We start from the raw sequence: 22,176 nt of genomic DNA on the forward strand, positions 1-22,176 counted from the left end.
AGGGGGCGGTGGAGCTCGGAGCGGCGGGAGGAGGGGGCAACAGAGTACAGAACTCCGAGCGGCGGAGGGAGCGCCCGTAGCCGGCAGCGCGTGGCTTGTCAAGGCAACAGAGGGGCCACCCACAACCAGTGACGCTCAGGGAAGTGGAGGGGGGCGGCGGAGCGAGCCGCGAGGACAGCTGCGGAGGAGGCACCCGCTGCCGCCGACGCGCGAGCCGCAGCCTCCGGCATCTAACGAGAGAGAGAGGGGGTGAGAGGGAAAGTGATAGATAGAAGAGATATCTGATAGGTGGGCCCTATCTTTTTTAATAAAAAAACTTGTTGACTGGCCTGCCACATAGACCAAAACCGCTTGCAAAGTTGCTTGGGGTTTTTTTATCTGGTATCGGTAGTTGAGGGTGGAAAATTACTAGTTTTCGGGTTTACGGGGTTAATTCGTACTCATCCAATAGTCCGGGGGGTAATTCGTACTTTTTCCAAGGTAAAACTCCATCGAATGCTTCGGGCACCGACCCTCCTCTGGTCTGCCAAGCTGAGTCCGGCCATTGTCACACCCTGTAGTTCTCCCCCTAAGCCTAAAATTGAATTTATAAATCACCCTAAGAAAATGCCGGTGCAAATCAAGAGAAAACCCTAAGACAGTAATACAAATAATACTCGAATCTGACATGTGGAATTTTTCTTGAGTTCTACATGTCGAAATTCACTAACAGGATTTTTAGTGGAATTTTCAGAGCCCTAGAAATAATTTTAATCAATTAAAATTGAGCACAGACAATATTTAAATCCCTAGAAATTCCTTTCTTTCTTTTTCTTTTTTCTTTTTCCTTTTCCCTTAGTGGACCGCCAGCCCATTTCCCCTCCTTTCTCCCCGTGCCTTGCTGGGCCGGCCGGAGGCCACGCCCCAGCTTGGCCCGCGCCCCCTCCTCTCTCCCGGGGTCACCGACAGGTGGGGCCCACTTGTCGGGTCCTCCCCCAACCTCCAGCCGCTCGCCGCCGCGCCCGCAACCGCCACCGTGCCTCGCGTTCGCGCCTCCCGGGCCACACCGTCCACGTCGCCCTCGCACCCGCTTCTCCCGCGCCCACTTCCCCCTCTCTCCCGCTCGCCTGCGCTCCCAAGACGGCCGGGATTCGATTTTCGAATCCCGCCTCTCTCTCCTTTCCCACTTCCCCCATGTTGGCCGGCGATTCCCGCCTCTCCCGGTCACGTCCGGCCCTCTCTCTCCCCATTTAAGCTCCGCCGCCACCCCCTCTCTCTTTTTCCCCATTTCGCCGAACTCTCCCGAGCTCTCCATCGCTCCCGCATTGTCATAGGCCTGAACACCCTATACCTGCTGCGCCAATGGAGAGACACCATGGCGCAAAACCACATTCAAAACATCCTACTCCTGACGCCGTCCGGCGCCAGCGGTTTATTCATGCCGAAATCCCAGCGGGGTGATGCATGAAGCGAACCTGGTTTCAGCATACCGACCTTACATCCGAGCAGATTGATGATCTCGAGAGACGGTACCGCAACAATAACGTTAAGACAGAGCGATCGCTTAGTAACGACTTCATTCACTGGACGCTGAGCGCATATCTGCCTGAGTCAGAAAAGGCACCGCGCCCAAACCGCCGTTTTGAGCAGAGGTTTTGGGGGTGATGATGGAAATGCTGACGCTATCACTACCATTTCCGCCAAGCGTAAACGCTTACTGGCGCGCGCCAAGCAGTGGCCGGTTGAAAGGCCGACATATGGTGAGCGCCAAAGGACGAGCTTATCAGACCGAAGCTTGCGCCGCTGTATTTAAGCAGTTGCATCAGCGACCACTAACTCTGATGGGGCCGGTTTCAGTAATCGTCACCCTGTACCCTCCTGACCGCCGACGTCGTGATCTGGATAATTTCAATAAGGCGCTATTTGACGCTCTTACCCGCGCCGGCATATGGCAGGACGACAGCCAGATTAAACGTCTGCTACTCGAATGGGGACCGGTTATTCCAAAAGGGCAGGTTACCGTCGCGGTATCAGAATTCGATCCGGAGGTCATATGCGTGCAATCCTGACGGCAGAGACCGTCCGCACTTTGGGGATTGTGCTGCTAAAGCCGGGGCGAGAACTGATGCCGCTGTTTTCTCGTGGACGCATTCTTGTTGAGTCGGTTCCCCAGAACATGACCTCTCTGACGCCGGGGCGGGTTCCGGACGCCCGCCAACCGCTGGCAGAGGATTCTGAAATTGCTGGTTTCTTTACTGACGAGCGAGTCATTCGTATCGCTGGCGGCATTTCCGGTCTTGAATACTGGCTGGAAAATCGGCGTCACGAATGTCAGTACCCACACTCTGAGTACCATCACGACGAGCTGGTCACGATGCGGCACCCGCCTGGCGCGATACGTGTTTGCTGGCACTGCGACAACAAGCTGCGCGACCAGTCGACTGAGCTTCTCACCAGAATTGCCAGGGAAAACTTAATCGAGTGGATTATTGAAATAGTTCTGCGCGATCTGGGATATAACCGGGAGCGTGTGCTATCTGTTGCGGAGCTGTGCTGGTGGGCATTAACTCACGGAGCGTCAGAGGCTATTACCGAGTCTCTGGCACGGCAGGCGCTGCGCTTAGCGAATGAGCCCATTCCTTCAGTCTGGCGTGAAAGTGACATTATTCCAACAGAGCTGGCCACCAGCATTCTGGAGCGACACATCGACAGCTATTCCCCCGCTCCCGCTCTGCAGGAACCTGTCCTGGATGCGCCCATAACACCACTTCTTGTTGATCCTGAGCCTCCAGCCTCATTTTTCAAAAAGCCAAAGCGGATCCGCTGGGAAAACCAAAGCTATCTGGCGTGGGTTAAATCGCAGCCATGCGAGTGCTGCCGTCAGCCAGCCGATGACCCTCATCACCTGATAGGTCACGGGCAAGGTGGCATGGGGACGAAGGCGCACGATGCGTTTGCGATCCCACTCTGCCGCCGTCACCACAACGAGCTACACAATGACCCGGTTAAATTTGAGCATAAATATGGCTCGCAACTCGAAATGTTAAAGAACGTACTGGACCGAGCCTTTGCGCTCGGCGTTCTCGCGTAATAAGGAGAAAAAATGACACCGCAGCAACGCCGAAAACATATTGCAGCACTTAATGAAGTGGCGAAGGCCACGCATAAGCGTTATTTGGGGAAATCCGTCTTACTGACAGGTATTCAGTCAGGATGGATTAGATCGCTGCTGACAATCTGGGGCGATAATGTCAGGGGCGGGACAGCACCGCGAATTCCAAAAGGCCATGCTTGCTGGCGAGGCATTAAAGGAGCCTCCTGGTCAGATACTGCTCTGGAACGTTTTACAGCTGCACTTTCTCAGGCTCGGGAGGAAGGATATCGAGGGCAGCAGGCGCTGAGCCGGGCGCACTCAATTTTATGGCCGAAGCCCACCATTAATATTATCGACAGCGCGCTCAATGATGATGATGCTGATTTCGTCGAGCAGTGCGTGCTGGAGTCATTCGAAACGACGGACCCGGTTTATGTCGTGGGAGTAGGGTTTTACACGACGCGCAAGAAAATCTCCGACATTAGCCGGGAACTGCAGCAGATGGCGCCGTGGCTGTCTTCAGATGAGGCGCGAAGGCGTGTTAAATGGTGTCTTGAGATATTCCAGGCAAAGGTTTTTCTGGTTGCAAGGCAAGAACTGAAAAAAGCGGAGTGAACAAAAAGTGCTTTTTTGTTTCAGCTATATTGAATTTGCGCTAAAAATTCTGATAATTAAGGCATGCTTAGCAGAGCTGCGCCACTCGGCAGCGACCAAAAGCGACAATTTGAATATAACGAGAACCCCGCTAGCGCGGGGTTTTTGCTTTCCGGCGATACGACAGGGGTATTCGCGAGGTGCATTGCATCAGTACCCCTGTCATATCGTCGTTAGATAAACCAAAAATTAATCATTGAGGCTCGCTTAGGCGGGCCTTTTTATTTCCCCTCATTCTGAGAGGATCCACAGCAACTGAGGGGGACTGATGTCCGATCCTTTATCCAGCACGGGTGTTGCTGGTGGCGCGCTAACTGGCGCTAGTGTCTACGGGCTGCTGACTGGCACAGATTATGGTGTGGTATTCGGGGCGTTCGCCGGGGCCATTTTCTATATAGCCACCGCGGCAGATTTGAGCGCGTTACGACGCCTGGGCTACTTTGTCGTTTCGTTTATCGCTGGCGTGCTCTGCGCCGGGCTCGTGGGAGCGAAGCTGGCTGACTGGACTGGCTATAACGATAAGCCACTCGACGCGTTGGGCGCAGTGTTCGTTTCCGCACTTGCAGTAAAGGTGCTGACATTCCTCAACAACCAGGACATTTCATCGCTGGTGGCAATAGTCACGCGTCGAGGAGGTTCTGATGGTCCTAAATGACCCTACTGCGACAATAAACGCGCTGCTCTGCGCTGGTGTTGTTGTTTCACTGATGTTCTATCGCCGGGGTGATGCCCGGCACAGGCCGTGGGTGTCACGGCTGGCATGGCTAATTACGGTCATATACAGCGCTGTGCCGCTGGCATACCTGTGCGGCATTTATCCCCATTCATCGTGGGCCACTATCGGGGCCAATATCATTTTTCTGTCTGTGCTGATGGTTGTCAGGGGCAACGTGGCGCGGATCGTTGACGTTCTGAGGCACTAATGAATCAACAACAATTTCAGCGGGCGGCTGGTATCAGCGCCGAGTTAGCTACGCGCTGGTTCCCGCACATTGATGCGGCAATAAGCAAGTTTGCTATTACTGCGGTAGACGATGTGGCGATGTTTATTGCTCAGGTAGGGCATGAGTCGGACGGATTTAAGTCGCTGGTGGAGAGCTTCAACTACAGCGTAGATGGCCTGAAAAAGACATTCGGCCATCGACTGACCGACTATCAGTGCGAAATGTTGGGCCGGGTGCCGGGTAAGCAGGTTGCCCACCAGCCCCAAATTGCCAACATTGTTTATGGCGGTCGCAATGGCAATAAATCCCCGGGTGATGGGTGGCGATATCGCGGGCGCGGTCTGCTGCAAATTACCGGTCGTGAAAATTACGCAAAATGTGGTGGGGCGATGGGTATCGAATTGCTCGACGCCCCTGAGTTGCTGGAGCAGGAACGTTATGCCGCCAGGTCGGCTGCATGGTTCTACACTACCCGCGGTTGCATGCTGTATTCCGGTGATATTGCCCGAGTGACCAAAATTATCAACGGCGGACTAAACGGGCTGGAGGACAGGAGAAGTCGTTATGCCGCTGCCCGAGCTGCTTTAGCGTGAGGTGATTATGAGTATTGAGACTATAGCCGGTGCTGTTGTCGCTCTCTTGGCAATGATTGTAGGCGCTTTTGGTCTTGGTCATGTTCGCGGCAGCGGCAAAGCAGATGAAAAGGCCGCCCGGCAGCGCACTGAAGAAAGCGCCGCCGCCAGAGTGGCAGTGGCAGAGCGTAGGACAGAGGTAATGAGGGGGGCAAGTGAAGTACAGCAAACTGTTAATCATATGCCTGACGGCGATGTTGATCGTGAGCTGCGCGAGCAGTGGATCCGCAAGGGTTGAGGTGACAGATACCGCATGCGATTGGGTCAAGCCTCTCTACCTCACCGACCATGATATTAGTGCGTTGGACCAGCAAACAAAGCGCGACATTCTGGCGCATAACCGAGCATGGCAGATGAATTGCCAATTACCTACATCAGGTGGGAAGTGATGGACAGTTTAAAAATTGAATATATTAATGGCGCGCTGATAGCCGTCGAACACAACGGCAGGTCATATATGGATTTGCCGCTCTCAGCGCTGCATTTTCGCCACGAAAAGAATCACAACCCCTATTTTAAAGTGGAGGTTGAAGAGGGCGGAGAACAGCACGAGCCAACATCTGCAGCTGATCCTAAAGCCACTGAGCACACTACGGAGGCAGTAGTTAAGGAGGGAGAGCTGATCCCGGCGCCGCAAAGCGAGCACCAGCCGGTGCCGCACAAACGCAAACGTAACCGCTACAGGAGCAACCGCAATGTTTAAACGCAATGATTTAACCCTGTCGATGTTCTATGCATCCAGCACCAACAACGATGGTAGTAAAACAGCCATCATCACGGTGCAGATCAACGCATCAAATGCTGATGCTGTTCAGACATCGCAGCTGCTCTGTATCACTGACACCTCGAAAAAGAAGTCCTATGCAGTCGGTGAGCAGAGCATAAAAGATGGATCAGACCCGCTGCTGGTGTCTATAGAAAGCTATTGGCGTCAGAACACCCAGGCCGTCGTAGGCCAGCTGATGAGTGATGTGCTGGAGTTTATCGCGGGCAACGTCAGTCAGGGTACCACATGGCTGGGATTCAATGGCCTGCGAGTGTTTGAGAACGAGCCGCTTGAGAACCGGATCCCGGAAGGTGTGCTCGATGCCGATGGTGGCAGCGTCGGCAGTGCTGACGTCCAGGCCGTGTGAGGGACGGGTCCTCCCGGCGGGGTGGCCTGCCACGGGGCGGCGCGCTCGCGGGAATCGGCTGGTTTTTCGGATCCATGGTCATCATCATCATGCTGGTAGGTCTTTGTTTTATATGAGGGCCATTTTTCAAAGATGTCGAATCGGTTAAAAAGCGTTCACCATCATGGACCAGGAAATTGCCTCTCTCAAGCTTAACATTAACCAGCTCGCGGCTATTACTGACGTCCACCGGCAGACGGTGGCTGCCAGGCTGAAAAATATCGAACCCGCAGCGGGCAGCAACAGCAAGCTTAAGCTCTACCTCATCACCGATATCCTCACCGAACTGATGATCCCAACGGTTTCTGCCAACATTGACGACATGCCGCCTTCCGACAGGCTGGCGCACTGGAAGGCCGAGAATGAGCGGATCAAGTTTGAGCAGGACACCGGCCAGCTTATCCCGGCTGATGAGGTGGCCAGAGAGTTTTCTGTAATGGCCAAGGCTGTTGTCATGGTGCTGGAAACGCTGCCTGATGTGCTGGAACGGGATTGCGCTCTGTCGCCGGCTGCGGTTGCCCGCGTGCAGAGCATCATTGATGATTTGCGCGACCAGATGGCAGAGAAGGTCATGGACGCCGAAGCAGAGGAGGATGAACCGGAGGAAGACTGATGGCAAAGCGGGCATCCGCCAAGGGGATCCGACAGGATGTCTCCGGAATATTACGCGCTCCACGGCGCATGCTGGTTGCCGATGCGGTAGCCGAGTATATGCGTGTGCCACTGGGCGCCGGTAACTCGGTCCGCTGGGATCCCGATCTCGCTCCGTATGTCATCGAGCCAATGAACTGCCTGGCATCACGCCAATATGATGCAGTTGTGTTTGTAGGGCCGGCGCGAACGGGTAAAACCATTGGTCTGATTGACGGCTGGATTGTTTACAGCATTGTATGTGACCCGGCAGATATGCTGGTCATTCAGGTATCAGAGGAAAAGGCGCGGGAGCACTCCAAAAAGCGTCTGGACAGAACTTTCAGATGCAGCCCGGAAGTTAAAACGAGGCTTAGCCCACGCCGTAATGACAATAACGTCCATGACCGCACTTTTCGCGCCGGAAACTACCTTAAGCTGGGCTGGCCATCGGTCAATATCATGTCCTCATCGGACTACAAATTTGTTGCACTCACCGACTATGACCGATTTCCGGAAGATATTGACGGAGAGGGGGACGGCTTCTCGCTGGCGTCCAAGCGAACCACGACATTTATGTCATCCGGCATGACGCTGGTTGAAAGCTCGCCGGGCCGCGACATTATCGACACCAAATGGCGACAAAGCTCGCCCCATGAGGCGCCGCCCACAACCGGCATTCTTTCGCTGTATAACCGCGGCGACCGGCGGCGGCTTTACTGGCCCTGTCCCCACTGCGGGGAATATTTTCAGCCTGAAGTTGCCAATATGACCGGTTACCGCGATACGACTGATCTGGTGGCCGCCAGCGAGGCGGCGTATCTGCAATGCCCTGCCTGTAAGGGAAAGGTTTTGGCGGATATGAAGCGCGAGCTGAACATGAAGGGCGTATGGCTGCGTGATGGACAGTCCATTGACCGGGACGGAAACATTACCGGCGACGGACGCCGCTCGCGCATTGCCTCCTTCTGGATGGAAGGGCCCGCAGCGGCTTATCAAACCTGGTCGCAGCTAATATACAAATATCTTGCTGCAGAGCAAGAGTACGAGAAGACCCTGAGCGAAGAGACGCTCAAAACGGTAGTAAACACCGACTTTGGGCGGCCCTATCTGCCGCGGGCAAGCACAGACCAGCGCAAAAGCGAATTACTCGAGCAGCGCGCCGAGGACGTACCCAGACGCTGCGTCCCCGATGGCGTGCGTTTCATGGTGGCCACCGTAGACGTGCAGGGAGGGCGCAATCGACGCTTCGTTGTTCAGGTTACCGGTTACGGCAGCATGGGGGAGCGCTGGCTGGTGGACCGTTACAATATTCGGCAATCCCTGCGGTGCGACGGAAACGGCGAGAGCCTGGCTATCGATCCAGCGAGCTATCCGGAGGACTGGGACCTGCTGCTGACCGACGTATACAACAAAACATGGCGAACTGCATCTGACCCTAAGCGCTGCATGCGCCTGATGGCAATGGCTGTTGACTCCGGTGGTGAGGATGGCGTCACCGATAACGCATATCGGTTCTGGCGAAAGTGCCGGCGTGAGGGAATAGGCCGCAACGTCTACCTGTTTAAGGGCGATGGCCACCGCAGGGAAAAATTAATTTCTCAGTCACTGCCCGACAATACCGGTCGCTCTACTCGTCGCGCAAAGGCCGCGGGCGACGTCCCGCTTTATCTCCTGCAAACCAACGATCTCAAGGACCGGATAAACAATGCCCTCTGGCGTGAAACTCCGGGGCCGAACTACATCCATTTCCCAAAATGGCTGGGGAGCTGGTTCTACGACGAACTTACCTATGAGGAGCGTGATATTGATGGCAAGTGGAAAAAGCCGGGACGCGGGGCCAACGAAGCTTTCGACCTGCTGGTTTACGCTGATGCGCTGGTTATCCTTCGCGGCTACGAAAAAATTAAATGGCCGGATGCGCCTGAGTGGGCGCGGCGGGAAACCTGGCTGGAGGAAGTGCCGGAGGAAGTTAGCGAAGAAGCACCCCCGACACCAGTCCAGGCCAAAAAGCGCAAACGAAAAAAGAACATAGCAGATGACGCTAACCCATGGGCTACCTCAGGAGGCTGGTTGTGAACAGAAGTAATGTAGAAGCCATGATCCAGCGTTACACGGACGCGGAAATGGCGGTGCTGGATGGGAAATCCATCAGGTTTAACGGTCAGGAAATGACGATGGAAAACCTGTCTGAAATTCGTAAGGGCCGTCAGGAATGGGAGCGGCGCCTTTCTTCCATCGATACCCAGCGCCGGGGGCGGACTGGATACAAGCTGGCGAGGTTTTCATGAGTCTGTTAGACGATGCGATCGGCGTGTTTTCTCCAGGCTGGAAGGCTGCACGCCTGAGGTCTCGCGCCATGATTCAGGCATTCGAGGCTGTTAAACCTACCCGCACACACAAGGCTCGCCGTGAGAACCGCTCGGCGGATCAGCTCAGTCAGATGGGGGCCGCCTCTCTGCGTGAGCAGGCGCGCTGGCTTGATAACAACCATGATTTGGTGATCGGCATCTTTGACAAGCTTGAGGAGCGTGTGGTTGGTAAGGGCGGGATCGTCGTCGAGCCTCATCCGAAGTTAAAGAGCGGCAAAATTGCCAAAAAGCTCGCGGCCGATATTCGTCAAAAGTGGGGGGAGTGGTCAATAAGGCCAGAGGTAACCCACCAGTTTACCCGCCCCATGCTGGAGCGTCTGATGCTGCGCAGCTGGCTGCGTGACGGTGAGGTCTTTGCACAGATTGTAAGCGGTACAGGTAATGGACTGGTCCCCACGGCCGGTATCCCTTTCTGGCTGGAAGCGCTGGAAGCCGATTTTGTTCCTCAGACCAGTGATGAGGCAAATAAGCTAAATCAGGGTGTGTATACCGATGACTGGGGTAAACCTAAGGGTTATCTGGTTTATAAGAGCCTGCCCGTTTCCGGGCGCCAGCTGGACACAAAGCGTATTGATGCAGAAAGCATGCTGCATCTGAAGTTTGTCCGCCGGCTGCACCAGATGCGCGGAACGTCCTTGTTATCCGGCGTTCTGATGCGTCTTAGCGCTCTGAAAGAGTATGAAGATTCTGAACTGACGGCAGCTCGTATCGCTGCCGCTCTCGGGATGTATATCAAGAAAGGGGATGGTCAAAGTTGGGAAGAAAGTTCAGGCAGGGATGACGACAGGGAGCTGAATATTCAGCCCGGCATTATCTACGACGACCTGCTGCCAGGCGAGGATATCGGCATGGTCAAATCCGATCGTCCGAACCCCAATCTGGAAAACTTTCGCAACGGCCAGCTGCGCGCTGTGTCCGCCGGTAGCCGGCTGAGTTTTTCCAGTACCGCTAGGAACTATAATGGCACCTACAGCGCCCAGCGGCAGGAGCTGGTGGAGTCAACTGACGGTTATCTAATCCTTCAGGACTGGTTTATTGGGCTGGTTACCCGGCCGATTTATCGTGCATGGCTGAAAATGGCCGTGGCAAGCGGGCAAATTGTTGTGCCACGCGGAATTGACATGGAGTCGCTATACAACGCGGTTTACTCCGGCCCGGTAATGCCTTGGATTGACCCGGTAAAAGAGGCCAATGCCTGGAAGGCGCAGATCCGCGGCGGTGCAGCGACCGAGTCCGACTGGGTACGGGCCAGCGGGCGACATCCGGACGATGTTAAGGCGCGCCGCAAGGCTGAAATTGATGAAAACCGAGAGCAGGGGCTGATATTTGACACGGACCCTGCCAATGATAAAGGAGGCACCAGTGCCGAAGCCAAAGATGCGGGCGCACCAGCGTCCGAAAGCCAGCGTAAAAAATAACTCATGGTTCCGCATGCGCGCCAGTGCCGGTAACGAAGCGGATATCTATATCTATGACGAAATCGGTTATTGGGGGGTAACAGCGAAGCAATTCGTAAGCGATCTCAAGGCGCTTGGCGATATCAGCCACATTAACCTTCACATTAACTCGCCCGGTGGCGATGTCTTCGATGGCATCGCCATTTTTAATGCCCTTAAGCATCACGGCGCCGCTATAACCGTACACATTGACGGTCTGGCTGCCTCAATGGCCTCTGTTATCGCAATGGTGGGAGATCCAGTGATTATGCCGGAAAACACCATGATGATGATCCATAAACCCTGGGGGTTTGCCGGCGGGGATGCCAACGACATGCGGGACTATGCTGATTTGCTGGATAAGGTCGAATCGGTGCTGATCCCTGCTTACGCCGCTAAAACTGGAAAAACTACTGATGAAATTGCGGCGATGCTCGACGATGAAACCTGGCTGGACGGCAATGACTGTCTTGCCATGGGGTTTGCTGATCAGGTAATCCCGTCCCTGCAGGCTATGGCCTGCATCCATTCGAAACGTATTGAGGAATTTGAAAAGATGCCAAACAGCATTCGCAACATGATTACCCCGCCGCGCAACACTGCCCAGCGTGAACCGCAGCAGCCCGTTCAGCAACCTCCGGTCCCGCAGCCCGTTGTTGCAGACGAAAACACTATTCGGGCGCAGGTTATTAACGAGCAGCGTGAGCGCGTAACCGGGATCAACGACCTTTTTGCCATGTTCGGCGGCAAACACCAGGATCTGCAAAATCAGTGCATCGCAGACCCTGATTGCACGGTTGATCAGGCAAAAGACGTACTCCTGGCAGCGCTGGGTAAAACGGCAACGCCGTCAAATAAAGCGCCACAGGCTCACGTTTATGCAGGCAACGGCAATTTTGTCGGTGATGGTATCCGCCAGGCGCTGATGGCCCGTGCAGGGTATGAAAGCCTGGAGCGGGAAAACGTCTATAACGGGATGACGCTGCGTGAATACGCGCGAATGGCTCTGACCGAGCGCGGCATTGGCGTTGCAAGCTATAACCCTATGCAGATGGTTGGCCTGGCGCTGACACACAGCACCTCTGATTTTGGCAATATCCTGCTCGACGTGGCGAACAAGTCGTTACTGCAGGGCTGGGATGAGGCAACTGAAACCTTTGACCTTTGGACTAAAAAAGGCCAGTTGTCAGATTTTAAAACAGCGCACCGCGTTGGGATGGGCGGTTTCAACTCGCTGCGTAAGGTCCGAGAGGGTGCCGAATATAAATACGTTACCACCGGGGACAAAGGTGAGACGATCGCACTGGCTACCTACGGCGAAATTTTCTCCATTACCCGTCAGGCTATTATCAACGACGATCTGAATGCGCTGACTGATGTTCCGGCAAAAATGGGGCGCGCTGCAAAGGCGACAATCGGCGATTTGGTGTATGCGGTGCTGGTTGATAATCCAAAGCTTTCTGACGGCAAACCCTTATTCCATGCCGATCACAAAAACATTTCTTCAGGCGCCATTTCTGTCAACAGCATCGATGATGCCCGCAAACTGATGCGCCTGCAGAAAGAAGGAGAGCGCTCTCTGAATATTCGCCCGGCATACATGCTGGTGCCGGTAGGCCTCGAAACGCTGGCTAATCAGACCATCAAATCTGCAAGCGTCAAGGGTGCCGATATCAATGCCGGGATTTTTAACCCCATCCAGAATTTCGCCGAAGTCATCGCAGAGCCCCGGCTTGATGATAAGGATCCATCAGCCTGGTATCTGGCCGCTGCAAAAGGCCGCGATACCATTGAGGTGGCTTATCTGAACGGTGTTGATACTCCCTATATCGACCAGCAGGAAGGCTTCAACACAGATGGTATTGCTACGAAGGTTCGCATTGATGCCGGCGTGGCACCGCTCGATTATCGCGGCCTGACAAAGTCAACCGGTAAATAACTTTTTACCTCTCGTTACCCATCAGCCCTTAAGGGCTTTTTTTATACCTGAAATCAGCCCTCCGGGGCTGATAGGAGATGTTATGGCTAAAAATTTTGTGCAGGAAGGTAAAACCATCCCTCTGGAGAATGCAGGAAAGGACACGCTAATCAGCGGTTCGGTGATTGTCATTGGCGATTTGGTTGCGATCGCAATTACCGATATTCAGGTTGGTGACACCGGCGATGGCTTCACTGAAGGCGTTTTCCAGCTGCCCAAGCTGGCGGCGGATGATATCAAAGCTGGTCAGAAGGTGTACCTAAAAGCGGGGCAGGTTCAGCTTGAAGCGACCGATGCGGTTCTGGCCGGTGTTGCCTGGGGCAGCGCTGGCGCGGGTATTGCTTCCGTTGACGTCAAAATCAATGCCTAACCCGTTTGACAAAATGGCGGCCCGCATGGACGCCGCGACCGTCCGGAAAATGGGCAGGCAGGCTGTCATAAACGGCACGATGTATGACGTTGTTCCTGCGGAGCTGCTTGAAGAAATGGGGCCGGTTTCCGGTAACGCCACCGTGCTGGTGGTTTTTGCAGACGGGTATCGGCCTGCCAGAAACGATGCTGTTGAGTATGACAACTCAGAATGGCAGGTCACCCGGCACCAGACGTTCAACGGAAAGCCAAAGATCTGGCTGGAGTAAATTATGTCTGTCAAAGGGCTTGAGCGCGTTATTCAGAACCTGAACAGCCTTAGCCGACTTATGGTGCCAAAGGCCGCCGCCCAGGCGTTAAACAGGGTAGCCGGGCGTGCGATAACTCAGGGAAGCAGAACCGTGGCCAAAGAGGCTGAGGTTGGTGACAACCGTAAAAAAGGGCTGCCCATAAAGCTGGTTCGGCAGCGCTCACGCCTTCGTCGTGCGAAGCCAGAGCGGCTTGTTGCGGGGATCCGAGTCAACAGGGGGAATCTCCCTGCGATTAAGCTGGGCGCGGCCCGCGCACAGCTATCAAGAAAGAAAGGGGATGCCCACGGTCGGGGGAGCGTGCTGCGTATTGGCCCGTATACCTTCAGGAATGCGTTCATCCAGCAGCTTGCAAATGGACGATGGCAGGTCATGCGGCGTTTAGGGAAAACCCGTTACCCGATAGATGTCGTGAAAGTTCCACTTGACGCTCCTTTAACCCAGGCATTTACGACCCTGTCGAAACAGCTCATCGACAGCGATATGCCGAAGGAGCTGTCTTCAGCGTTAAAAAATCAACTGAGGATATACCTGAAGCGATGAGTAAACACACTGCTATTCGTCTTGCGGTTCTGGACCAGCTGAAGGCGTCCATTCCGGATCGCGTAACCTGGTTTGACGGGAGACCGGTTTTTCTTGAAGAGCAGGATCTGCCGGCACTGGCGGTCTATTTATCCGATGCGGAATACACCGGAGATAGCCTCGACGAAGATACCTGGCAGTCAGTTCTGCATATCGAGGTATTCCTTAAATCCACTCACCCGGACAGCGCGCTGGATACCTGGATGGAAGAGAAAGTCTATCCGGCCCTGGTGACTATCCCCGCATTAGCTCCACTTATAGAAACGATGATACCCATGGGCTACGACTACCAGCGTGATGATGAAATGGCCACGTGGGGATCGGTCGATCTGACGTACAACCTCACCTATCAGAGATAAGGAATTATATGGCAACTCCAAACCCGCTGGCTCCCGTAAAGGGTGCTGGCACCACACTATGGCTGTACACCGGCACGGGTAATCCGTATGCAAATCCGCTGGCCGATTCGGACTGGCAGCGACTGGCAAAAATTAAAGAGCTGACGCCGGGCGAAATGACGGCGGAGTCCTACGATGATACCTATCTGGATGATGAAAACGCCGACTGGACGTCTACGGCTCAGGGCGCAAAATCGGCAGGAGATACGTCGCTGACGCTGGCATGGAAGCCTGGCGAGGAAGGGCAAAAATCGCTGGTTACATGGTTCAGCGATGGATCCGTTCGTGCCTACAAAATCAAATATCCCAACGGTGCCGTGGATGTATTCCGGGGCTGGTGCAGCAGCCTGGGCAAAGCCATTCCGGCGAAAGAGGTCATTACCCGTACCGCTAAAATCACAAATACCGGCAAGCCGGGCCTGGCTGAAGAAAGCGGCAATGCTGCAATCGCCGTAACAGGCGTAAAATTTGATAAAGCGACGGCGAGTGTTGCGGTCGGTGCCACCACAACGATTAACCTCTCGTTCCTGCCCGCCAGCGCATCGGATCAGTCGTTCCGTGCGGCCACATCTGATGGTAGCAAAGCGACGGTATCGCCTAGCGGGAAATCATTGATTATTACCGGCGTGGCTGCTGGCAGCGCTGACATCATCGGCATGAGCAATGACGGAAGCTTTGTAGCTACCTGCAAAATTACCGTCATAGCATCCTAAGGATAGCGAACATGTTTCTGAAAAAAGAGCAGTTTAAATTTAATGGCCAGACCACAACGCTCTCCGAGCTGTCAGCCCTGCAGCGCATCAATTACCTGGAATATCTGGCCGAAGAAGAAAAGGCGCTGGCGGCTGCCAGTGAGGAACAGAGCGAGCAGGCCATGACGACTCAGCTTATCGGCATGAGCATTCGTAACGGCGCCCGGCTGATTTCGTATTCCCTCTGGCACAATGATCCCGCAGGGCCATCGGAGGATGAGCTGTTCAGTCAGGTCATGAGTTCATGGCCCGCAGAGGCTATCGGACAGGCCGAAGTTGCCGTTAAAACCCTGTCGGGAATGATTACACCGATCGTTGATGAGCAGCAGGAGGGTGATAACGCCGGTGCCAGCGCAGCGTATGATGAGCCTGTTACGGTGGAAAAGCCCTAGCCAGCGAGCTTGATTTTGTCCTGAAGCTGGCGCGCGAGTTTGGGCGGCCCGACTGGCGCGCCATGCTGGCTGGCATGACGTCCTCCGAACTGGCGGACTGGCATCTGTTTTATCGAGAGCGTTTTTTTCAGGACGCGCAGCTCGATGCGCATTTTTCATCTCTCCTCTACACCATTTCTAACCTCATGTACCGGGATCCGGATATCACCCCTGCGGATTTCAGCCTGTTGTCACCGTCAGCCGGGGCCGGAGCGGATAATGAACAGGATGACGATGCCATGATGCTGGCTGCAGAGGGAATCACAGGAGGCACCCGGTATGGCCCAGCAGATTAGCGATCTGGTTATCAATCTTGACCTCGACAGCGCCACGTTCACTGAGCAGGTCGCCAGAATTAAAAACCAGTTCAGCGGCCTGGCTATCGAGACGGACAAGGTCCAGTCGCGCATGCGTCAGGTGGCAGATTCTCAGGCTGCAGCATTGTCAAAATCTGCGGCGAGCAGTGCTGCCGCTACGGAAAGTCAAAGCAGGCAGGCCGCAGCGGCGGCCGGATTGAGCGTACAGTTTCAGGCCGTCGGGCAGTCCGCCGATGAAACCTATCAGCGAGTTGCAGGGCTGAATAAACAGCTCAGAGAGAATGAAGCGCGGGCAGCCGCGCTGGCGCACCAGCAGGATGCGCTCGCCGAGTCTTTTTTTCGCGAAATCGATGGCGTCACCAGGCTCACCGGAGAAACATCGTCTCTGTCATCCGTTCAGGAGCGTTTCCGACTGGCGAGAGATAGGGGGAACATTTCACAGCAGGACTATCTGGCGCTGATATCCCAGACGACGGCCAGACAGAAAGATCTACAGCGGGCTGAGGAAAAAACCGCTCAGACCCGCGCTCGTTTTATTGAGCAGCTTAAATCTCAGGTTGATGCTCAGACGCTATCGCGTACTGAGTTGCTGAATTTGAAAGCCGCTCAGCTCGGCGTCTCAGAACAGGCGGCCCCTCTGATTGCTCAGCTAAAGGCGCAGGAAAACGCCTGGAAAAAAGGTGCGCTCAGCGCTGGCCAGTATCGGCAGGCTATGCGGATGTTGCCCGCTCAGTTCACGGATATTGCCACATCCATTGCCGGAGGTATGCCGCTGTGGATGGTTCTCATGCAGCAGGGCGGGCAAATCAGCGACTCGTTTGGCGGTGTGGGGAATCTCTTCCAGATCATAAAAGAAGAGCTGCTGGGTGTTAAATCTTCAGCCGATGAGTCCGAGGAATCACTGTCAGAGAATGCTAACGCGCTTTCTGAGAATGCTGAACATGCAAAGGGCCTGTTACGTTTTCTGACTCCCGGGCGGGTTATCGTTGGCGGTTTCGCCGCTGCATTGACCGCTGTTTCCGTTGCGGCGTGGCAAGCTGAGCAGGCAAACAGGGCACTGTTTCGTGCAATAACAATCACTGGTGGCACGTCAGCAACTACCACTGCCCAACTGTGGAAAATGGCTGACGAAATAGGGGAGAGCACAAACTCCAGCACGTCATCGGTGGCAGAGGTGCTGGCTCGCATTGCTGAAACCGGGAAATACAGCACAGAGCAGTTGCGCATAGCCGCCGGAGCCTCGCAGCAGTGGTCGCAGGTCATGGGGGATGACGCCTCCAAAATCGAGGCCGCGTTTGGCTCGATTGCACGGGATCCCGTCAAGGCGCTGGCAGAACTGAACACGCAGTACAACTTTCTCAGCGTCTCGCAGCTGCGACACATTGACGAGCTGGAGCGCACGAAGGGGAAGCAAGTCGCTGTTACTGAGGGAATGAAGCTGTTTGCGGACACCATGGGTGAGCGCATGCAGCAAATTGATGATGCCAGTACCCCTCTTGAGCAGATGTGGGATAACGTCAAAAAATGGTCGTCAGATGCCTGGCATTGGGTGGGCGATCACACAATTGGCGCGCTAAACCTCATCACGGATGTCGTTGCCGGGACCGTTGAACAGGTCAAGCTTTTACTTAATAACGGCGATATTGCCATTCGCGAATTTGTGCTGAGTGCTCAAAAGGCTGCACAAAAAATCCCGGGGATGGGCAATGTTGGTAAGGACGCTATTGCCCAAAACCAGGCGTTTATTGAAGCCAACAAGAAACAAAATGCGGAGTTGCTGAAGTCGATCGCGGAGCGAGATGCACGAATTCGCGCCGGCGAGATGGGGTATGTTGCGCGTGCCCGAGGTGCGCGTGTGGCCGCCGGGCCCGGACAGCAGGATGCGGTGTCTAAAGCCGCTGACGAGCTTGGGAAAAATCGGAGCAAGAAAAGCGGAACGCATACTTCCACAGGTGATAAAACACTTGATTCTGAGCGAGCAGAGCTACTGGCTTTGCAGGCTCAGCTGCGAACATTGCAGCAGCATTCTGGGCTAAACGATACCATCAGCCAGCAGCGTAAGGATCTCTGGACCACTGAGGCAAAGTTTCAGGTTTTGGAAGAAGCCTCCCGCACTCGGATACTTACGAAGCAGGAAGCGTCTCTTCTGTCGAGTAAAGAGCAAGTTCTGCAACTGGCGCGCCAAAAGGCCTTGTTAGGGGACCAGATTCTAGCCCAGGAACAGCTAAATAAGCGCATGGATACTGCTCAAAAGTACGTCACTCAGATGGCGGAAAAGCAGCAGGCAATGCAGGGCGGTGCCACTATCAGCGACCGTATGGGGCAGAGGCAGCTGGCAAAGGCCCAGCTGGCTGCAGGCTGGAAAAATGCCGGAGGTTCGCTGGAGGATGCCGGATACCGTCAGCAACTCGAGGCTGCAAATAGCTACTACGATGCTGAGGATCAGCTGCGCGGTGACTGGCTGAGTGGCGTTAAAAAGGGATGGGCGGAATATCAGGACTCGGCTACTAACGTCTATGACGCGATGAAGCAGGCGTCCCAGTCCACATTCAGCGGACTGGCAGATCAGCTAACCCAGCTGACGACGACCGGCAAAGCCAGCTTCAAGAGCTTTACATCCTCAATTCTGAAAATGATTGCCCAGGTCATCAATCAGTTGATTGTGGCCTATACCTTTCAGTCCGCCATGGGATGGCTATCAGGCAGCGCGTCAAGTGGTGGAAGTACGCCATCAGGGGCATATAACTCTGCGGCTGGAGCATTACCTCTGCACTGGAATGGCGGGTATGTGTCGGGATTTGACGGAGGTGGCTATACCGGCCACGGCGGTAAATACGAGCCGGCCGGTGTTGTTCACCGCGGAGAATTCGTCTTCACCAAAGAGGCGACCAGCCGGATCGGGATCAGCAACCTCTACCGGATGATGAGGGGCTATGCCACTGGAGGCTATGTTGGCGACGGTGCGACTGCGGGCTTCTCTGCTGGTAGCGTGAGCGTGTATGCACCCGTCAATGTGACCACGCAGGAGGCTGGTGCAGAACAGCAGCAGGGAAATCCTGACGCACTGGGTCGCGCATATCAAAAAGTCGTCGATCGGTCAGTACGTGAGGGAATAGCTAAAGAGCTACGTCCTGGTGGCATTATCTGGAGCGCAAATAAAGGCAGGTAACATGGCGATTGAAGCATTCAGCTGGCGTATTCAGGCCGCCAGCCAGTCTCCTACCAAAAGCACAGACAATATCCGTAAAGTGCAGTTTGGCGATGGTTATTCTCAGGTCTCCGGTAACGGAATAAATGAAGAATCATTAAGCTATGAGTTTTCATTTTCTGGCGATCCGCAAATAGCGTTAGATATTTATGCTTTCCTGCGAAGGCACAAAACAAAGTCATTTTCGTTTCAGCCCCCCTTTGGCGAACTGGCATTATGGCGCGTAGCTGCCAATACATTACAGAAAACCCCGCTGAATAAAAAAATCATCAACATTTCCGCAACCTTTGAACAGGCATTTGCACCATGAGCTTAAATAGTGACTATCAAAAACTGGAGCCGGGAAATGAAATTCGGCTGTATGAGGTCGATGGCACAGCGTTTGGCGTTGACGATGTTCTGCGCTTTCATTCGCATAATATCGCCCATACGCCGGAGGAAATCAGCGCTGCGGGTGGCGATGAGGCTAAACTCCCGGCAAAGTCTATTTGGTGGCAGGGGATGGAGTATTCCGCGTGGCCATGCCAGGTAGAGGGAATTGAGGCCTCAACCAGCGGTAGCGGTGCACAGCCAAAGTTGTCGGTCGCTAACCTCGACAGCTCTATCACCGCGCTGTGTCTGGCATATGACGATTTGCTGCAGGCTAAGGTGTCTATCCATGACACGCTGGCACAGTATTTGGACGCTGAGAACTTCCCGGCCGGAAACCCAACGGCAGATCCGACGCAGGAAAAGTTGAAGGTCTTTTATATTGACTCGAAAGACATTGAAACGGACGAAGCGGTTGAGTTCACGCTCTCCAGCCCGATGGATCTGCAGGGGCTGATGATCCCGACGCGCCAGCTTCACTCGCTCTGCACCTGGTGCATACGCAACAAGTACCGTTCCGGCGACGGCTGCGATTACGCCGGTAGCCGCTATTTCGACAAAAACAACCTCCCGGTTGATGACCCATCTCAGGATGTATGTAACGGCACGCTGCGGGCGTGCAAGCTGCGGTTTGGTGAAAATAATGAGTTGCCATTTGGTGGGTTCCCGGGCACTTCGTTGATCAGGAGCTGATATGCGACAAAAAACGATTGATGCCATTATGGCTCATGCGGCGGCGGAGTATCCGCGGGAGTGTTGCGGAGTTGTCTGTCAGAAGAGCCGGGTGGAGCGATATTTCCCGTGCCGAAATCTGGCGGTCGAGCCGACAGAACATTTCCACCTGTCGCCTGAGGATTACGCCGCTGCGGAGGACTGGGGAACGGTTATTGCCATTGTCCACAGCCACCCTGATGCTACCACACAGCCCAGCGAGTTGGATAAAGCACAGTGCGATGCAACGCTACTGCCCTGGCACATCGTCAGCTGGCCGGAGGGTGATTTGCGTACTATCCAGCCTCGGGGGGAATTACCGCTTCTGGAGCGCCCGTTTGTGCTGGGCCATACCGACTGCTACGGGCTCATTATGAGCTACTTCTGGCAGACGCACGGTATTGAACTACCCGATCTCCGACTTGATTATCCGTGGTGGGAGGATAGTTATCCCGAGAACCTATATCATGATCGCTGGTACGAGTGTGGCTTCAGGGAATTTTCTGGCGCACCGCGGCCCGGCGACATGGTAATCATGCAGGTTCAGGCAAACAAATGGAATCATGCCGGGATACTGCTTGAGGGAAACATGCTGTTGCACCATTTGTATGGGCATCTCAGTCAGCGCGTGCCTTATGGAGGGTACTGGCAAGAACGAACAATGAAGATCGTCCGTTACATTTCTATGTGTTAATCTCGAAGAAAATGACAATAAAGGGATAGTAATATGAAAGCATTAATTATAGCACTCTCTGTACTGAGTTTAACTGGCTGTGCTACATCAGCAACGGACCCGACTAAGGCCAAGTTAGCTCCGAAAGATAGGGTCTATTCTTATCAAGAAGCGATTGATAATGGTGCGACTCTTACTGTTATTAGAGACCACGGTTTATTAGGTGGTGGATGCTATTATGGCTTTTATATTAATAAAAAACGCGCGGCAAGTTTAAATACTAGCGAAAGGGCTGATTTTAAACTGCCAGCAGGTGAGTGGATGTTAGGATTTAAAGGTGAAGGAAAAGTTTGCATTGCAGACGATTTTCTTAATGAGCGAGAAATAGTGTTGAAGCCTGGTCAGCACAAAGGCGTACGCTTATCAGCCGATCCGAGTGGCAATTTGGACATAAGACCTATCTCGCTCTAATTCATTATCATTAAGGCCGTTAAGCGGCCTTTTTTTATGGGGGAATTTATGCAAGAGGTGATGACTACTATTGTATTAGGTGGGCAACTTGGAAAGGAATTTGGCCGAGAGCATAACAGACTAATCTCCCGGGTTTCCGATGCCGCTGTGGCTCTTGCGGCAACTATAGAAGGTTTTAAATCCTTCATGATACAAAGCAAGGAAAGAGGTTTGACTTTTGCAGTATTTAAAGGAGAAAGAAATTTAAGTAAAGAGGAATTAGATTCCAGTTCTTCCGGGAAAGTTATAAGAATAGTTCCAGTCATTATAGGAAGCAAAAAAGCAGGACTTTTACAAACTATCGCTGGAGCAGTGCTTATTACTGTCGGTGCCATCATGACTTATGTGTCGGGTGGTACAGCATCGCCATTGGCTGCCGGACTTATGACCACGGGTGTGGGAATGATGGCTGGTGGTGTCATTCAAATGCTTTCTCCTCAACCAAGCGGACTTTCCTCTAAGCAAGATAGTGATAATAAAGCTTCCTATGCTTTTGGTAGTGTGACTAACACCACTGCCCAAGGTAACCCTGTACCGCTTGGATATGGTCGGCGGCGTATAGGCGGAGCTATTATCTCTGCCGGGATATATGTTGAAGACCAACAGTAATAAATAACTTTTCCATCAGGCCACCTTCGGGGGGCCTTTTTTATGGGC

General features: G+C 54.0%; 27 protein-coding genes. All 27 read left to right on the forward strand.

Going from position 1 to position 22,176, the window contains the following annotated elements; genetic code table 11:
* Positions 1-1,655 precede the first annotated feature (1,655 nt).
* The 27 genes from QZ766_RS08830 to QZ766_RS08960 all read left to right on the forward strand — a co-directional run bounded on the left by QZ766_RS08830 (position 1,656) and on the right by QZ766_RS08960 (position 22,128).
* Positions 1,656-2,048 carry a RusA family crossover junction endodeoxyribonuclease gene (locus tag QZ766_RS08830; RefSeq protein WP_297200469.1) on the forward strand — a complete coding sequence of 131 codons (393 nt, stop codon included), beginning with the start codon at positions 1,656-1,658 and terminating at the stop codon, positions 2,046-2,048.
* Positions 2,033-3,070 carry a DUF968 domain-containing protein gene (locus tag QZ766_RS08835; RefSeq protein ID WP_297200360.1) on the forward strand — a complete coding sequence of 346 codons (1,038 nt, stop codon included), beginning with the start codon at positions 2,033-2,035 and terminating at the stop codon, positions 3,068-3,070. The genes QZ766_RS08830 and QZ766_RS08835 overlap by 16 nt, the downstream gene beginning before the upstream one ends.
* Positions 3,071-3,082: 12 nt before the next feature.
* Positions 3,083-3,688 (forward strand): hypothetical protein, encoded by a 606-nt coding sequence (locus QZ766_RS08840; protein WP_297200363.1) that lies wholly within the window; start codon positions 3,083-3,085, stop codon positions 3,686-3,688.
* Positions 3,689-3,995: 307 nt separating this feature from the next.
* On the forward strand, positions 3,996-4,382 hold the full coding sequence (locus QZ766_RS08845; protein ID WP_297200366.1) for a phage holin family protein: 387 nt from the start codon (positions 3,996-3,998) through the stop codon (positions 4,380-4,382).
* Entirely contained in the window at positions 4,369-4,650 is a 282-nt protein-coding gene (locus tag QZ766_RS08850; RefSeq protein ID WP_297200369.1) for a phage holin family protein, read from the forward strand. The genes QZ766_RS08845 and QZ766_RS08850 overlap by 14 nt, the downstream gene beginning before the upstream one ends.
* On the forward strand, positions 4,650-5,264 hold the full coding sequence (locus QZ766_RS08855) for a glycoside hydrolase family 19 protein (RefSeq protein WP_297200370.1): 615 nt from the start codon (positions 4,650-4,652) through the stop codon (positions 5,262-5,264). Before QZ766_RS08850 ends, QZ766_RS08855 begins: the two co-directional genes overlap by 1 nt.
* Before the next feature lie 7 nt (positions 5,265-5,271).
* Positions 5,272-5,541, forward strand: coding sequence for a hypothetical protein (locus QZ766_RS08860; RefSeq protein ID WP_297200373.1), 270 nt, complete (start codon positions 5,272-5,274; stop codon positions 5,539-5,541).
* Between the two features lie 108 nt (positions 5,542-5,649).
* Entirely contained in the window at positions 5,650-6,006 is a 357-nt protein-coding gene (locus QZ766_RS08865; RefSeq protein ID WP_297200376.1) for a hypothetical protein, read from the forward strand.
* A complete protein-coding gene (locus tag QZ766_RS08870; protein WP_297200378.1) occupies positions 5,999-6,436 on the forward strand; it encodes a hypothetical protein in 438 nt (145 codons plus the stop codon). Before QZ766_RS08865 ends, QZ766_RS08870 begins: the two co-directional genes overlap by 8 nt.
* Before the next feature lie 163 nt (positions 6,437-6,599).
* Positions 6,600-7,088 carry a DUF1441 family protein gene (locus QZ766_RS08875; protein ID WP_297200380.1) on the forward strand — a complete coding sequence of 163 codons (489 nt, stop codon included), beginning with the start codon at positions 6,600-6,602 and terminating at the stop codon, positions 7,086-7,088.
* Positions 7,088-9,184: a phage terminase large subunit family protein gene (locus QZ766_RS08880; RefSeq protein WP_297200382.1), complete on the forward strand. Its 2,097-nt coding sequence runs from the start codon at positions 7,088-7,090 to the stop codon at positions 9,182-9,184. The genes QZ766_RS08875 and QZ766_RS08880 overlap by 1 nt, the downstream gene beginning before the upstream one ends.
* A complete protein-coding gene (locus QZ766_RS08885) occupies positions 9,181-9,396 on the forward strand; it encodes a hypothetical protein (RefSeq protein ID WP_297200384.1) in 216 nt (71 codons plus the stop codon). The genes QZ766_RS08880 and QZ766_RS08885 overlap by 4 nt, the downstream gene beginning before the upstream one ends.
* Entirely contained in the window at positions 9,321-10,895 is a 1,575-nt protein-coding gene (locus tag QZ766_RS08890; RefSeq protein WP_297200386.1) for a phage portal protein, read from the forward strand. Before QZ766_RS08885 ends, QZ766_RS08890 begins: the two co-directional genes overlap by 76 nt.
* Positions 10,822-12,852: a ClpP-like prohead protease/major capsid protein fusion protein gene (locus tag QZ766_RS08895; RefSeq protein ID WP_366509398.1), complete on the forward strand. Its 2,031-nt coding sequence runs from the start codon at positions 10,822-10,824 to the stop codon at positions 12,850-12,852. The genes QZ766_RS08890 and QZ766_RS08895 overlap by 74 nt, the downstream gene beginning before the upstream one ends.
* A gap of 82 nt (positions 12,853-12,934) precedes the next feature.
* Positions 12,935-13,261, forward strand: coding sequence for a capsid cement protein (locus QZ766_RS08900; protein WP_297200389.1), 327 nt, complete (start codon positions 12,935-12,937; stop codon positions 13,259-13,261).
* 25 nt (positions 13,262-13,286) lie between these two features.
* A complete protein-coding gene (locus tag QZ766_RS08905; RefSeq protein ID WP_233509228.1) occupies positions 13,287-13,529 on the forward strand; it encodes a DNA breaking-rejoining protein in 243 nt (80 codons plus the stop codon).
* 3 nt (positions 13,530-13,532) lie between these two features.
* Positions 13,533-14,111 (forward strand): phage tail protein, encoded by a 579-nt coding sequence (locus tag QZ766_RS08910; RefSeq protein ID WP_297200394.1) that lies wholly within the window; start codon positions 13,533-13,535, stop codon positions 14,109-14,111.
* Positions 14,108-14,509 (forward strand): phage minor tail U family protein, encoded by a 402-nt coding sequence (locus QZ766_RS08915; protein WP_297200396.1) that lies wholly within the window; start codon positions 14,108-14,110, stop codon positions 14,507-14,509. The genes QZ766_RS08910 and QZ766_RS08915 overlap by 4 nt, the downstream gene beginning before the upstream one ends.
* Positions 14,510-14,517: 8 nt before the next feature.
* Positions 14,518-15,261, forward strand: a complete 744-nt coding sequence (locus QZ766_RS08920; protein ID WP_297200398.1) for a phage tail protein — start codon at positions 14,518-14,520, stop codon at positions 15,259-15,261.
* Between the two features lie 11 nt (positions 15,262-15,272).
* A complete protein-coding gene (locus tag QZ766_RS08925) occupies positions 15,273-15,692 on the forward strand; it encodes a phage minor tail protein G (protein WP_297200400.1) in 420 nt (139 codons plus the stop codon).
* Positions 15,693-15,754: 62 nt separating this feature from the next.
* Positions 15,755-16,027 (forward strand): phage tail assembly protein T, encoded by a 273-nt coding sequence (locus QZ766_RS08930; RefSeq protein ID WP_297200403.1) that lies wholly within the window; start codon positions 15,755-15,757, stop codon positions 16,025-16,027.
* Entirely contained in the window at positions 16,011-19,217 is a 3,207-nt protein-coding gene (locus QZ766_RS08935) for a phage tail tape measure protein (RefSeq protein ID WP_297200406.1), read from the forward strand. Before QZ766_RS08930 ends, QZ766_RS08935 begins: the two co-directional genes overlap by 17 nt.
* A gap of 1 nt (position 19,218) precedes the next feature.
* Positions 19,219-19,566 carry a phage tail protein gene (locus QZ766_RS08940; RefSeq protein ID WP_297200408.1) on the forward strand — a complete coding sequence of 116 codons (348 nt, stop codon included), beginning with the start codon at positions 19,219-19,221 and terminating at the stop codon, positions 19,564-19,566.
* A complete protein-coding gene (locus QZ766_RS08945; RefSeq protein WP_297200410.1) occupies positions 19,563-20,318 on the forward strand; it encodes a phage minor tail protein L in 756 nt (251 codons plus the stop codon). The genes QZ766_RS08940 and QZ766_RS08945 overlap by 4 nt, the downstream gene beginning before the upstream one ends.
* A 1-nt stretch (position 20,319) precedes the next feature.
* Positions 20,320-21,030, forward strand: a complete 711-nt coding sequence (locus QZ766_RS08950; protein ID WP_297200412.1) for a C40 family peptidase — start codon at positions 20,320-20,322, stop codon at positions 21,028-21,030.
* A gap of 33 nt (positions 21,031-21,063) precedes the next feature.
* On the forward strand, positions 21,064-21,480 hold the full coding sequence (locus QZ766_RS08955) for a hypothetical protein (RefSeq protein WP_297200414.1): 417 nt from the start codon (positions 21,064-21,066) through the stop codon (positions 21,478-21,480).
* 48 nt (positions 21,481-21,528) lie between these two features.
* Positions 21,529-22,128 (forward strand): tail assembly protein, encoded by a 600-nt coding sequence (locus QZ766_RS08960; RefSeq protein WP_297200418.1) that lies wholly within the window; start codon positions 21,529-21,531, stop codon positions 22,126-22,128.
* The last annotated feature ends 48 nt before the right edge of the window (positions 22,129-22,176 follow it).

Source organism: uncultured Pluralibacter sp. (genome assembly GCF_913775985.1).
Classification (GTDB): Bacteria; Pseudomonadota; Gammaproteobacteria; order Enterobacterales; family Enterobacteriaceae; genus Pluralibacter.

Bases quoted from the DNA above. Each gene is read 5' to 3' on its own strand.
- QZ766_RS08835 (WP_297200360.1), top strand. From the start codon at position 2,033: ATGCGTGCAATCCTGACGGCAGAGACCGTCCGCACTTTGGGGATTGTG.
- QZ766_RS08840 (WP_297200363.1), top strand. From the start codon at position 3,083: ATGACACCGCAGCAACGCCGAAAACATATTGCAGCACTTAATGAAGTG.
- QZ766_RS08845 (WP_297200366.1), top strand. From the start codon at position 3,996: ATGTCCGATCCTTTATCCAGCACGGGTGTTGCTGGTGGCGCGCTAACT.
- QZ766_RS08850 (WP_297200369.1), top strand. From the start codon at position 4,369: ATGGTCCTAAATGACCCTACTGCGACAATAAACGCGCTGCTCTGCGCT.
- QZ766_RS08855 (WP_297200370.1), top strand. From the start codon at position 4,650: ATGAATCAACAACAATTTCAGCGGGCGGCTGGTATCAGCGCCGAGTTA.
- QZ766_RS08860 (WP_297200373.1), top strand. From the start codon at position 5,272: ATGAGTATTGAGACTATAGCCGGTGCTGTTGTCGCTCTCTTGGCAATG.
- QZ766_RS08865 (WP_297200376.1), top strand. From the start codon at position 5,650: ATGGCAGATGAATTGCCAATTACCTACATCAGGTGGGAAGTGATGGAC.
- QZ766_RS08870 (WP_297200378.1), top strand. From the start codon at position 5,999: ATGTTTAAACGCAATGATTTAACCCTGTCGATGTTCTATGCATCCAGC.
- QZ766_RS08875 (WP_297200380.1), top strand. From the start codon at position 6,600: ATGGACCAGGAAATTGCCTCTCTCAAGCTTAACATTAACCAGCTCGCG.
- QZ766_RS08880 (WP_297200382.1), top strand. From the start codon at position 7,088: ATGGCAAAGCGGGCATCCGCCAAGGGGATCCGACAGGATGTCTCCGGA.
- QZ766_RS08890 (WP_297200386.1), top strand. From the start codon at position 9,321: ATGGGAGCGGCGCCTTTCTTCCATCGATACCCAGCGCCGGGGGCGGAC.
- QZ766_RS08895 (WP_366509398.1), top strand. From the start codon at position 10,822: ATGATAAAGGAGGCACCAGTGCCGAAGCCAAAGATGCGGGCGCACCAG.
- QZ766_RS08900 (WP_297200389.1), top strand. From the start codon at position 12,935: ATGGCTAAAAATTTTGTGCAGGAAGGTAAAACCATCCCTCTGGAGAAT.
- QZ766_RS08905 (WP_233509228.1), top strand. From the start codon at position 13,287: ATGGACGCCGCGACCGTCCGGAAAATGGGCAGGCAGGCTGTCATAAAC.
- QZ766_RS08910 (WP_297200394.1), top strand. From the start codon at position 13,533: ATGTCTGTCAAAGGGCTTGAGCGCGTTATTCAGAACCTGAACAGCCTT.
- QZ766_RS08915 (WP_297200396.1), top strand. From the start codon at position 14,108: ATGAGTAAACACACTGCTATTCGTCTTGCGGTTCTGGACCAGCTGAAG.
- QZ766_RS08920 (WP_297200398.1), top strand. From the start codon at position 14,518: ATGGCAACTCCAAACCCGCTGGCTCCCGTAAAGGGTGCTGGCACCACA.
- QZ766_RS08925 (WP_297200400.1), top strand. From the start codon at position 15,273: ATGTTTCTGAAAAAAGAGCAGTTTAAATTTAATGGCCAGACCACAACG.
- QZ766_RS08930 (WP_297200403.1), top strand. From the start codon at position 15,755: ATGCTGGCTGGCATGACGTCCTCCGAACTGGCGGACTGGCATCTGTTT.
- QZ766_RS08935 (WP_297200406.1), top strand. From the start codon at position 16,011: ATGGCCCAGCAGATTAGCGATCTGGTTATCAATCTTGACCTCGACAGC.
- QZ766_RS08940 (WP_297200408.1), top strand. From the start codon at position 19,219: ATGGCGATTGAAGCATTCAGCTGGCGTATTCAGGCCGCCAGCCAGTCT.
- QZ766_RS08945 (WP_297200410.1), top strand. From the start codon at position 19,563: ATGAGCTTAAATAGTGACTATCAAAAACTGGAGCCGGGAAATGAAATT.
- QZ766_RS08950 (WP_297200412.1), top strand. From the start codon at position 20,320: ATGCGACAAAAAACGATTGATGCCATTATGGCTCATGCGGCGGCGGAG.
- QZ766_RS08955 (WP_297200414.1), top strand. From the start codon at position 21,064: ATGAAAGCATTAATTATAGCACTCTCTGTACTGAGTTTAACTGGCTGT.
- QZ766_RS08960 (WP_297200418.1), top strand. From the start codon at position 21,529: ATGCAAGAGGTGATGACTACTATTGTATTAGGTGGGCAACTTGGAAAG.